Origin of the sequence: Pseudarthrobacter polychromogenes, from assembly GCF_014644495.1 — a bacterium.
Lineage (GTDB): Bacteria > Actinomycetota > Actinomycetes > Actinomycetales > Micrococcaceae > Arthrobacter > Arthrobacter polychromogenes.
This window is the reverse complement of the sequence record NZ_BMKU01000014.1, coordinates 59,882-72,001: the sequence shown is the minus strand read 5'-3', so window position 1 is coordinate 72,001 and position 12,120 is coordinate 59,882. Positions and strand designations below refer to the sequence as shown.

Annotated in this window: 9 protein-coding genes; 4 read left to right on the top strand and 5 right to left on the bottom strand. The window is 63.0% G+C overall.

Annotated elements, in window-relative coordinates; all coding sequences use genetic code 11:
- Positions 1-622: 622 nt before the first annotated feature.
- The gene (locus IEX43_RS17765; protein WP_188813204.1) at positions 623-1,735 is read left to right on the top strand and encodes an IS110 family RNA-guided transposase; all 1,113 of its coding nucleotides are present in this window, start codon (positions 623-625) and stop codon (positions 1,733-1,735) included.
- Positions 1,736-1,965: 230 nt separating this feature from the next.
- Here the strand turns inward: IEX43_RS17765 and IEX43_RS17760 are convergent, their stop codons facing one another.
- Entirely contained in the window at positions 1,966-2,475 is a 510-nt protein-coding gene (locus IEX43_RS17760) for a hypothetical protein (RefSeq protein WP_188813172.1), read from the bottom strand.
- Between the two features lie 142 nt (positions 2,476-2,617).
- Positions 2,618-4,063 (bottom strand): MFS transporter, encoded by a 1,446-nt coding sequence (locus IEX43_RS17755; protein ID WP_188813170.1) that lies wholly within the window; start codon positions 4,061-4,063, stop codon positions 2,618-2,620.
- 123 nt (positions 4,064-4,186) lie between these two features.
- Here IEX43_RS17755 and IEX43_RS17750 point away from each other — a divergent pair, with 123 nt between their 5' ends.
- From IEX43_RS17750 to IEX43_RS17740, 3 genes are all read left to right on the top strand, one after another.
- On the top strand, positions 4,187-4,858 hold the full coding sequence (locus IEX43_RS17750; RefSeq protein WP_229666521.1) for a TetR/AcrR family transcriptional regulator: 672 nt from the start codon (positions 4,187-4,189) through the stop codon (positions 4,856-4,858).
- A gap of 118 nt (positions 4,859-4,976) precedes the next feature.
- On the top strand, positions 4,977-5,876 hold the full coding sequence (locus tag IEX43_RS17745; protein WP_188813168.1) for an SDR family NAD(P)-dependent oxidoreductase: 900 nt from the start codon (positions 4,977-4,979) through the stop codon (positions 5,874-5,876).
- A gap of 66 nt (positions 5,877-5,942) precedes the next feature.
- Entirely contained in the window at positions 5,943-6,518 is a 576-nt protein-coding gene (locus IEX43_RS17740) for a TetR/AcrR family transcriptional regulator (protein ID WP_188813166.1), read from the top strand.
- A 79-nt stretch (positions 6,519-6,597) separates the two neighbouring features.
- Here IEX43_RS17740 and IEX43_RS17735 read toward each other — a convergent pair whose 3' ends face one another.
- From IEX43_RS17735 to IEX43_RS17725, 3 genes are all read right to left on the bottom strand, one after another.
- Positions 6,598-9,015 carry a glycoside hydrolase family 3 N-terminal domain-containing protein gene (locus IEX43_RS17735; protein ID WP_188813164.1) on the bottom strand — a complete coding sequence of 806 codons (2,418 nt, stop codon included), beginning with the start codon at positions 9,013-9,015 and terminating at the stop codon, positions 6,598-6,600.
- Positions 9,016-9,085: 70 nt separating this feature from the next.
- Entirely contained in the window at positions 9,086-11,095 is a 2,010-nt protein-coding gene (locus IEX43_RS17730; protein ID WP_188813163.1) for a glycoside hydrolase family 3 protein, read from the bottom strand.
- Positions 11,096-11,158: 63 nt separating this feature from the next.
- Positions 11,159-12,100 (bottom strand): alpha/beta hydrolase, encoded by a 942-nt coding sequence (locus tag IEX43_RS17725; RefSeq protein ID WP_188813161.1) that lies wholly within the window; start codon positions 12,098-12,100, stop codon positions 11,159-11,161.
- Positions 12,101-12,120 lie beyond the last annotated feature (20 nt).

Here is a 12,120-nt window from a genome sequence, read left to right as displayed (position 1 = left end):
AGCCGCCCCCACCCACTTGGAAGGAACACAACCATGAGCGAAAAGAAGTCCCGAGAGCCCTACCCGGGGGCACCGACCGAGAGAGGGGACCGCCCCCTAACCGACCTGCAGGAGTCCGTTGACAACATCATTGAGATTCCTTCGGATTGTACGTGCCCGCTCCGGCCCCTCTAGCCCCTCCTTCGTCGGGGCCTGCGGCCCGGAAATTCTTCTCCGGCGCTCGTTCCTCGCTGATTTCCTCCGAAGATTTTCCGTGCCTTGCCCTGCGGGTAGACGGGACTCCACGGGCACAGCTCCGCAAGCTTCGCCAGCAGCCAAAAAACAACTGTGAGTCTTTACGTGGCTGGTCTGGGACTAGCTGGCAGTGTTGATGCCGGTCGTTCTGCCTGGCGTGTGACTCGAAAAAACAATTGCCCCGTGAGGGTGCATTTCCCCCGACTTGTCCGCGCTGGGTGGAGCGGCTGGCGTTGACCTGTCTCACGACGGTGGCTTGATTAGAAGCTTGCCCAGCCCCTGCGGTTGTGGCTCATCACAGTATTGCCTCGAAGTGACCCCTCCCAGGACCAGTGCCGGTCGTGATGCGATCAGTCTTGCCCGTTCGAAAGGAAGGAGGGTGGCCGCGTTGACTATCGTTGCGCAGACCCGCCCATTCGTCATCGGCGTGGATTGCCACGCCCGCACACACACTTACGCCATCATCGAGGCCAGCACCAAGCGGCGGGTCGCGTGCGAGCAGTTCCCGACCACCTCGGCAGGGATTTCCCGCGCACTTGCCTGGGTAGGCCGACGAACAGACGGCGAAATGGCCTGTCTCTGGGCCGTTGAAGGTATCGGCTCATATGGCGCACATCTGGCCAAAGCAGTAGCTGACGCCGGCTACGACGTCGCCGAAGCTCCACGGATGAACGCCCGAGGGCGTCGGGCGATCGGCAAATCCGACCCGCTGGACGCCGCAGCTATCGGAACCGCAGTTCTGGCGTTGGAGGAGACCCAGCTGCGAGCCCCGCGCCGGGCTGAAGGAACCCGTGCCGGACTCAGGATCCTGAGCGCAGCCCGGGATCAGTTGACCCGGGACCGAACAGTCAATGTCAACGCACTCGTAGCCTTACTCCGGGCACACGATCTGGGATTCGACGCTCGTAAACCGCTGGTTCCATCCCAGATCGCCACGATCACCAGATGGCGGGAACGAAAGGAACAGATCGAACTATCGATCGCGCGTGAGGAAGCAGTTCGATTGGCGCGCCGCGTTCTCGAAGTAACCACGCAGCTGACTGCGAACCAGAAGCGCATGACAGAGCTGATCCAGCAAAGCCCCGCTGCACCGCTGTTGGAGATGGTCGGCGCCGGGGCTGTCACAGTCGCCACCGTCCTGACAGCATGGTCGCATCCAGGAAGGGTTCGCAGCGAAGCCGCCTTCGCCTCATTGGCAGGAGTGAATCCCTTGCCCGCCTCCAGCGCTAACACTGTCCGGCACAGGCTCAATCGGGGCGGTGACAGGCGCCTCAATCGAGCCTTGCACACCATCATCATGACCCGGATGGTCCACGACCCCGGAACAAGGGACTACGTCACCAAACGGACTCAAGAAGGCCGCAGCTACCGCGAAATCCGCAGGTCCCTCAAGCGCTACATCGCCCGAACGCTTTATCGCCAACTGAATGTCCTCTACGCCACTGCGGAACCGGCCCCATCCCAAGCAGGGGGCAGGGCCTTGACGGGAATAGGAGCATGAGACCAGCATCAGCAATTTTCGGCGATGAACGGCGGTTTCACGGCGCTATTTGGCGCTTGATGCAGCCATTAAGAGGTTCCTCTAGTTCGACATCCAGGCCATGGCAGACTTAGCCATCAGGAGACCGCATGGGCTAATCGTTGCTCCAGGCGTCGGCGATCGCTGACATTCCTGCGGCGTTTGGCCGCGCGACATCTCGTCGGCTGTCATTAGGGGTCACGGTTCCGTGGTTAGCCGTGGGCGATCAGTTCGAGGCCGATGACTGCCAGGCCGAGTACGAATTCGGCGACGAGTGCGATGAGTCGTTTCCACCAGGCCATGTGGATGCGCCTGATTGCGAGGTAACCGATCAGAACAAGGGTTAGCACCAACGCGGCTGTTGCTGCCTGCAACGCCGTCGTGATTTCCCACCAGCCCAACCCTGCCAGGGCAATAAAGATCAGAGGGAGAACCGCGGCCGCGAAGGCGCCGAAACTTACCTGCGCCATCCGCAGGAGTTCCGGGCGCGTGGGTGTTTTTTCATGCACGGCTAGATGGGAGATCAGGTCCGCGACGAAGACAGCCATGAGCGTACCGATGACTGTTATGGCCAGAGTCACGGCGGCTTGTCCGGCGGTCAGTGATTCTTCTGAATGGGATTGGAGGGCGAGGACGACGGCCAGCGCGGTGAAGGTGACGTAGACACGTTCCTTGAGCGCTTCGGCCCGGTGATGTTTGTTCAGTTCAGCAGGTTCTTTCACGTGGTCCTACCTTCCAAGGCGATGGGCTGTTCAGCGCGCAGGGCCGAGATTACCCCACCTCCATAAGGATGTGGGGATGCGTGATGGCCTATCGCTGGGCAGGCCATCACGCACTTTCGTTTCCCAATCTTTTCTGGTCAGGCTATGGCCGGGTGTCGCCGGCTGAGCTTCGACGGCGTGCCGGAGCAAGGACGGCGCCGATGATGGCCAGGGCCCCTACCGCGGCGCAGGTCCAGAAGCCGATGGTGAAGGCATCGTCCATCGGCAGTCCCTGGGCTGTGCTGTTGGAGGAGATCAGGGATGCTATGACGGCCGTTCCGATGCTGCTTCCGATGGTTCTGGCAATGGTGTTGGCGCTGATCGCTTCTCCGGTTTGGGTCGCGGGGACGCTCTCGATGATGGCGTTGGACGTCGCCGCCAGCGCCAGTCCGATGCCTGCGCCGGTCAGCAGTCCGGAGAGCACGATTTGCCAGAGCTGTCCGTGCGCGACGGCGGGGAGTATGAATGCGGCTGTGACGAAGAGGGCGCCGATCAGCATCGGGGTTTTGGGACCGCTTTTGCGGATCATGAGGCCGGCCACCGGGCCGAGGACGACCATCATGAGAACCGTGGGCAGAAGGAAAAGTCCTGCCTCAGAAACTGACTTCCCAAAGCCGTATCCAACTGCTGCGGGCAGTTGCAGCAGGGTCGGTACAAGGACGAAGGTCCCGAACATCGCGAAGCCGAAGACGAGGGCCACGATGTGGGCGGTCCATACCCCACGGATCTTGAAAAGTCTGACATCAATGAGCGGTTCCTTGACGCGGAGTTCCACGAGTACGAAACCTACCAGGGCAGCGGCTCCGAGGGTCAGGAGCCCGAGGGTCTTCAGGGATCCCCACCCCCAGTTCTGTCCCTCACTGATTGCAAGAAGCAATGAAACGAGAGACACGGTCAGAACGGCGGTGCCCACCAGGTCAAGGCGGCCGGGCGTGCGGATGGGGGATTCCGGCATGCCGAAGATGGTGCCCAGGAGCGCGATCACGATGAGTGCCAGTGGCAGCCAGAACAGCCAGTGCCAGTCCAGGTTTTCCACGATGGGGCCGGCGGCCAGAATGCCTACACCGGCGCCGATTCCGAAGATTGCCGAGAGCAGTCCGATCGTGACGCTGACTTTCTCGCCCGGGAGTTCATCGCGGACGATGCCGATGGACAGTGGCATCACGGCGCCGGCGGCTCCCTGCAGCGCACGGGCTGCAACCAGTACGCCCAGATTCGGGGCAAGGGCGGCCAGGAGTGTGCCAATAAGAAGGATGGACAGCACAACAATGAGTATCCTCCGCTTGCCGAGCATGTCACCGAGCCTGGCGAAAATCGGCGTCAAAACCGATGCGGACAGGAGGTATGCAGTCAGGATCCAGCTGACATCGCCGGTTGAAGCGCCCAGATCCTTGCCGATGGTGGACAGAGCCGGAGCGACCAGCGATTGAAGCACCGCAAAAGACAAACCACCCAGGGCCAGATAGAACGTAATGAGAGCGCTGTTCCCCCGCCGCGGAGCTTCCTCTCCCAATGGGCGCCTTGACCCCACCTCAGTACTGACCGACATGACTCTCCAAACGTGTAAACAATTGCTGACTTAGATAGGATAGCAGTAAGTCAATGATTGTTTACTTAGTGCGGGACAATAGCGTGGAGCAGCACCTCGCGCTACATGAATGGGAGGAACCTGATGACACACAGCGATCCGGCGGTGATGCACCGCGCCATGCCAGATGCGCCCACAGCCGGGAGGGCCCGTGATGCGCAGCAGACCCGGGAGCAGTTGCTCCTTGCGGCACGGCGCCGCTTTGCCCACGACGGGTACAGCTCGACCACGGTAAGGGGCATTGCCGCGGACGTGGGGGTCAATGTGGCCCTCATCAACCGCTACTTTGCGTCCAAGGAAGGCCTCTTTGAAGCCTGCCTTACCAGCGCAAGCGCGCAGATCGTGCGCCCGGATGAAGAGGATGTGCAGTCACTGGACCAGGTCATCAGCAGCATCACCCGGCGCCTGGCCAGCTCGCCAGGCAAGGATGATCCGCTCCAGCTCCAGTTGCTCCTGATGCTGCGGTCTTCAGGCGATGACCGCGCCGATGCCATCCGGCGCACCGTCATCACAACCCTTGCCGAGCGCATGGCTGCCGCTGCCGGTTGGAGCCCGGCGGACATCAGTACCGAGGCGCTTGTCCTCCGCGCGCAGATCGCGCTGGCGACTGCCGTCGGCGTGGTCACCCTGCGGTCCTCAACCGGAATCAACCCGCTGAGCTCAGCCGGCGAGGAGGAGCTCGGTGGCGCCATGGGTGAAGTCCTTCACCTCCTTCTCTCGCCCCCCAGTCCACAGTCTGGAACCCGTAACCCATGACCTCTTGCTGCCTGTCACTATTTACGAGACAATAAGTTTCGTAAATAGTGTGCCGGATGTGGTTGTCCGGCATCTCGCCCCTGGCGGCAGTCAGGAGATTTGGAACAGGGAGAACGTGATGAGTATGCGTTTGAAGGGCAAAGTGGCCATTGTCACCGGTGCAGGCAACGGTGTGGGGAAGGCCTGTGCACTGTCGCTGGCTGCTCAGGGCGCCAAAGTCGTGGTCAACGATCTGGGAACGAGCGCCGCTGGGGCCGGTATGAGCTCGGAAGCAGCCGATGCGACGGTGGCCGAAATTCGTGCTGCCGGTGGGGAAGCTGTGGCCAACTATGACTCGGTGGCCGACCCCGCGGGATGCGCCAGCCTGGTGGCGAGGGCCGAAGATGCGTTCGGGCCGGTGGACATTGTGCTTGCTATTGCCGGTGCGGTGCTCAATGGCCAGATCAACTCCACCGATGAGGAATACCGGAAGGTCATGGACCTGTTCCTTGGCCAGAAGTTCTGGCTGGCTCGGTTGACGGTCCCTGGCATGGTTGAGCGCGGGTTCGGCCGCTTCGTGTCGGTTGCCTCCGAAGGTGCGCGTGGCGGCGTGGGTAACCCGGTGTTCGCTGCGGCCATGGGTGGGACGGTCTCCATGATGAAGGGCCTGGCCACGGAGCTTAAGGGCACCGGCGTGACGGCTAATACGTTCGCTCCGGGGGCTTCCACGCGGACGTACGAACTGATGCTCCCTGAGCTTGAGAAGGCACATGCGGAGGGCCGCATGTCCGATGAGATGTTTGCGGCAGCGAAGAAGGGTCCGGGTCCTGTGGAGCACGTGCCGCCGATTGTGACCTGGTTGTGCACCGATGAAGCGGCAGGTGTCTCCGGGCAGGTCTTCCACTCCGGCGGCGGAAGGGTGAGCGTATGGTCCGAGTACAAGGATCTGAACACCATTTCCAAGGGCGATCCGTACGAAAATGACCCGTACACGCTCGAAGAACTTGATGTTCTGGTCCCGGGTACTGTCCTGAGTTGATTTCTGACGGGGAGGAAGTTGGGTCCGGATTTCCCGGGCGCGGCTTCCTCCCCGCATAATCACACCATGCCAGCAGGACGACCCCGCAGCGAAGCTGCTCGAAACGCTATCCTCGCCGCCACCCGCGATGAACTGACCCGGAACGGCTACAGCCGGTTGTCCATTGACCGCATAGCCGCCGCAGCAGGCGTCGGGAAACAGACCGTTTACCGGTGGTATGCCTCCAAAAGTGTCCTCGTAGCCGACTGCCTTCTGCAGGGCTATGTGATGGCCCCGGCGGTCGCCCTCCAGGAGAGGGGCTCAGTGCAGGATGACATCCTGGACTGGATGCAGGGTTTTCGTGAAATGACCCGCAATCCCGAATCGGTGGCGCTTATCCGTGCCGCCTCAGCCGCTGCTGCCGAGGACCCACAGATCGCCAGAGGCTTCCAGGAACAGATGAACACGCTGGCGCGGGAAGCCCTGGTGGCCCGGATTCGGGCCGCCGAGAGCGCAGGTGAAATCCGAGCGAACAGCCCGGCGGCCACCATTGCCGAAATCATTGTTGGATCCATCATCTACAGGCTCTTCACTCATGAGGAAATCACCGCATCCTTCATCGAGGAGCTTTCCACCGTCATCTTCCGTGGCCTGCAACCCTAGCGGGACGGGAAAGCCCCGGGTGATGGTGGCCGGAATATCCATTCCTGAACACCATTACCCGGGCTCCCGCCCCTGAGGTTTAGCTTGTGTGCTGGGCCAGGGCGTTGAGGGTGACGTCGGAGAAGAAACTGCGGTCGCTGCTCCTGAGTTCCTTGGATGTGCCGCTGACGGTGAAGGAACCTGTCAGGGCCCTCTCATCAGAGTTGGCGCCCACGAAGACATCTGTGTGGCCGGGGTCAACGGAGAAACCGCCGCGGGCGTTGGTGTGCCCCAGTTGCCGTGCGGAGACCGTGAACGTTACTTCTGCTGCTTCTCCCGGCTCCAGCTCAACGCGGGAAAAACCGCCAAGGACCTGGGCCGGCCGGGTGATGCCGGCAGTCCTGTTGCCCAGGTAGAGCTGGACAACTTCCGCGCCGGGGGTCTCGCCGGTGTTGCGGATGGTCGCCGAAATTGTGACCTCACCGTCGGTATCGATCTCTTCGGGCACGATGGAAAGACCATCAAGTCCGAAGCTCGTGTAGCTCAGGCCGAACCCGAAGGGGAACAGCGGGGTGGCGGGGCCGTCGATGTAGTGCGTTCCGAACGGGGTGTGGCTGCGGTAGCCGCTGGCGTTGCGCTGGTGGTGGAAGATCGGCAGCTGACCCTGGTGGCGGGGAATCGTGTAGGGAAGTTTTCCGCTCGGATTCACTTCACCGGTGATGACTTTCGCGAGAGCTGAGATGCCGCCGACGCCGTTGAAGGAGGCGTGCACGATCGCGTCCGCTGCAAGCAGGTCAGCCGGCATGATGTACGGCCGCCCGGCGACCAGCGTAACCACGGTGGGTTTGCCCAGGGCGGCGACGGCTGAGATGAGCCGGCGCTGCGGTTCGGGAAGTTCGATGCTGAGGGAATCGCTGGCTTCGCCTTCGGTCCTGTCGCCAACAAACCAGGCGCTGGCACCTCCGACGGCGAGGAGCACAACATCGGCCTCACGGGCTGCATCGACCGCACGCTTGAAGGCGGCCTCGTCAATGTCGGCGGCGATCCCGGTGCCCGGTTCGGCCACGACGGTTGCTCCGCGGGCGGCAAGTTCCTCTGCGAGGCCTTTCACACCGTAGTCCTTGCGGACCCATTCTTCCTGCGGGAGTGGCTTTTCCCCGGAGGTGTCGGCGCTGGGCAGGTAGTCCTCGACGCCGACCATGTTGTTGAACCCGCCCTGGGCCATGAAGAGTCCGACGGCGCGGGCGGCAGGGTAGGAATACGCGGGGTACTGCAGCGCGGCGGCGTTCGCGTGCGGTCCCACGACCCCCATGCGGGTGCTCTTGGTGTTCAGCGGCAGGATACCGTCGTTCTTCAGGAGCGTGACGCTGCGTTCAGCCATCTCTTCGGCGATGTCGCGTCCTTCTGCGGCTACGGCGTCCAGGTCGATGGTTTCCTGTGCGTAGGGTTTCTCGAACAGGCCCAGCTCGAACTTTGCGGTCAACAACCGCAGCGCGGAGGTATCAACGAGGGCTTCAGGAATGGTGCCGTTGCGCACCTCCGTGGCCAGCACCGCACCGTAGGACCAGGGCGCGGGCAGTTCGAGGTCGAGGCCGGCTTCGAGGCCGAGGCGGCCGGCTTCGGCTGCATCCTTGGCCGCCAGCGCGCGGTCGACGGCGTGCTGGAAGGAGATGTAGTCGGAGGAGACATAGCCGTCGAACTCCAGCGTGCCGCGCAGGAACGTGGTGAGCAGCTCATGGGAGATGACGGCCGGTACGCCGTTGACTTCGGAGTAGGTATTCATGACCGAGCGGAGTTTCGAGAGCTGGATGGCCGCTTCGAAGGGGTAGGCAAACACGTCGCGGATGCGTCGTGAGCCGGCTTCGACGTTGGAGGAGTTCAGGCCGCCCTCGGAGGCGCCGTAGCCCAGGAAGTGCTTGGCGGTGGCGACGACCCCGTCGGCCAGGTCCTCGCCCTGCAGGCCTCCGATGTAGGCGGTGCCGAACGCAGCAACGAGGTAGGGGTCTTCGCCGTAGGTTTCGTGGACGCGGCCCCAGCGCGGTTCGAGGGAGACATCCAGGGAGGGGCCCAGTGCCTGGGTGAGGCCGAGGCGGCGCATCTGGCGGCGGACGAGTTCGCCCATCTTCCGGCTGAGTTCGGGACTCCAGGTGGCGGCGACGCCGGTTTCGGTCGGGAAGACGACGTGACCGGGAGCCTGGGTGCCGGCGATCGCTTCGTTGTGGAACACGGCGGGGACACCCAACCGGGTTCCCTCCACGAGGTGGCGCTGGATGAGGTTGACCTCGTTGGCTACCCGCTGCGGTGTCGATCCGCCGGTGGAGGTGAGCGGGGCGACCTGGCCGATGCCGTTGCTGAGGACCGGTTCCAGCTTGTCGGTGAGCAGGCCGTGGGCGCCGAGGACGGCCTGGGGCATGATGCAGGTCAGTTGCTGTGCTTTTTCCTCAACTGTCATCTGGTTCAGGAGCAGCTGGGCGCGTTCGTGGGGTGGAAGGGCCGGGTTCTTGAATGTTGTGTCCATGGATGGGTCTTTCTTGTTCGTCAGGTGTCGGGGACGGAAGTTTTGTAGCGTCAACGGGCGTGGGGCCACGTCAGTCGAGTGCGGAGAGTTCACTCCTGAGCTGGTCAAGGACAGTGGTGTCGACTTTGGTTGCGGCCATGCCCAGGAGCGCGTTCAGGCTCATGGAGCGGGCCATGGAGATCATGGGATTCCCCACCAGTTCGGGTACGTGCCGTTGAATGATGCCGCTGCTTTCGGGGTCATCGAGGATCTCGCCGATCGGGGACCGGTCCAGGTCCCACCGTCCAGTGGTGATCTCATCGTCCGCGTTGGGTGCCAGGTTCGGCGGCGTGATGGGCGTCCAGTTTTCGTACCGGAGGCCGTAGCCGAAGGCGAAGGTTGGGTCCGTCGTGTCGTTGGGGACGTCGGCTTGGTTGGCTTCGACCGCTTCCATTGATGAGGGCAGCTCGAAGGGGAGTTTCCCGAGCGGTTCCAGTTCGCCGAAGAGGATCCTGACGAAGGCTTCATCGCTGGAGCCGAAGTTCACGATCAGCGACCCGACCTCATCGACGAACGGGGCGACGATGGCGGGCCGGTCGAGGTAGACATCGACGACGGTGGGGACAAGGGCGGCGATGCGGTGGATGTGGTCCAGTTCCTCGGGGTGGAAATCGAGGGAACCGGCGTGGAAGAAGTTTTCGAGCTGGCCCGGTTCGCCGCGTTCTTCCCACGGTGCCACGACCCGCAGGACGGCGACGTCGGCTTCTTCCGGTGTGGCGACGACGGTCACCCATTTGCGCAGGACCTTCGGGTCGATTCCCTCCGCGTAAACTCGCAGGCCGGTGCTCAGCGGGAGCCTTGCCGTGTCCGTGCTGTTCTTCAGGAGTGTCTGGGCGTGGGCCTGGGCGGTGAGACCTTCTTCCCTGGCTTCAGCTGAGCCGACCAGGGCTGTTGCTTCGTCGACGTCGACGAAGGGGTTGTCGAAGAGGCCGAGGCGGAACTTTTCCCGCAGCAGGCGGCGGACCGAATCATCCAGGCGTGCTTCGGTGATGTGGCCGGCGCGGACAAGGTCGACGAGCCGGGCCGGTTCGGTTTCCCCGCCGAACTGGTCGACGCCGGCGTCGATGGATTTGATCATCCGTTCTTCTTCGGTGAGGTCTTCCACGCCCCAGAACTGGCGGGAGACGATGCCCCAGTCTGTGCAGATGATGCCTTCGAAGCCGAGCTGGTTGCGGAGGATGTCGGTGAGGATGACCTTGTTGAAGTTGAACCCGACCTCTTCGAACTCGGTGCCTACCGGCATCCCGTAGTAGGGCATCATCTGCGAGACGCCAGCGGCGATGAGCTTCTTGAAGGGCTCCAGGTGGTATTCGAACATCCCGCCCGGATACACCTGCTCGCGGCCGTAGGAGAAGTGCGGGTCCTCGCCGTCCTTTTGCGGGCCGCCGCCGGGGAAGTGTTTGGCCATGCCGGAGACAGACTCAGGGCCTACATGTGTGCCCTGCAGGCCACGGACGTAGGCGGCGCCGAGGCGCCCCACGACGTCGGCGCTGGCGCCGAAGGTGGTGCTGGCGCGGGACCACCGCGGTTCGGTGGCGATGTCGACCTGCGGGTGAAGGGCGGTACGGATACCGACAGCCAGGTATTCGCGCCGCACCGTGTCCGCGAACCGCTCGAGAAGTTCGGGGTCGTCCAATGCCCCGAATCCGAGCATCTCAGGCCATTGCGAGAACGGGCCCGCCAGCAGGGAGGTTGCCGGGTTGTCACTGAAGGAGTGCCGCGGGTCCGTGGAAAACGTTACGGGAATGCCCAGCCTGGTTTGCCCCGCGATGTTCTGCACGGAGTTGGTCCACTCGGCGATCTCCCGGGCCGAGGGGGCCTGGAGGATGTTGAAGTGCGTGATGTTCCTCTCCAGGAGCGTCCGGGCTGAGGGCAGACCGAAGATTCCGGGTGCATCAAAGTCACCGAACGGCAGGATGGGGTGGAACATCTGCGCCGCTTTGTCCTCCAGCTGCATGCGGGACAGGAGGTCTTCGACACGATGGTCAATGCTCAGTGACGGATCCTGGTAGGGAAACGTCGTGTTGGTCGTCGTAGTCATGAGGAAGTGGTTGCCTTTCAAAGGATTCAGGGTGAGCGTCAGTCGGCTGGTGGTGCCAGCGGGTCAGGCCTTGGTGAGGAACTCCGCCATCTGTTTGACGCTCTGTCCGACCTCGGGAACCAGTCGTGTGCGGTCGAGGTGCCCGTGCGGCATTCCTTCGGCAACGTAGAGCTGGGCGTCTGCACCGGAGGCCAGGAGGTCGTCGTGGAAGACCTCACCGGAGGGCCGCAGGTCGTCGTACTCGGAGACCATGGTGAGGGTCCGCGGGAACCCTGCCAGGTCGTGGCCGTCCACGGAGGCGAATGGTGCGTCCTTGCCGGCGGTGTAGAGGGTGAACATGTGGTCAACAAGGCCCTGGTTCATCCGTGTCAGACCCAGTGCCTCGGATAAACCTGTTTCGAGGGTGTCTGACACCACCAGCTCACGGTGCAGCATCGGGTAGACCAGCAGGAGCGCCGCGGGAAGTTCCTCGCCGTTTTCCCGGAGCTCGAGCACGGAGCCGACGGCAAGGTTGGCCCCGGCAGAGGCACCTCCAAGGCAGTATGCGCGCTCGGGCGCTCCCCACTGGTCGCGATGATCACGGACCCACCTCACGACGTCGGCGACTTGCCGGTGCGGGACCGGGTAGGTGATGGTCGTACCGTTGGAGAGTGCGTAATCGACCGTGACCACCGGGACGCCATACAGGAAGGCCAGTTCGCGGGCAACGGTGTCCGATTCGGGCATCCCGATGCTGCCGCCGGCAAACCCGCCGCCGTGCACCCACACGAACACCGGGGTGCTGGGATCTACAGTTTCCGGTGTGTAGAGGCGGACGTTCACCGGTCCCTCGCGCGTGTCAACGACGGCGTCGCGGACCTCTCCGGAGGGTGGCTCTGTGGTTTCGGTGTCCTTGAATGCCTGGGCGAGTTCTTTGGCTGTCTCCGGGTCGGCCATGGCCTCGGCGACGGAGTCGAACTTTTCGAGGACTTTCATTTTGTTGGCGAAGTAGGGGTCAAGCGGCATGGTGCGTTCTCTCTTTTGTG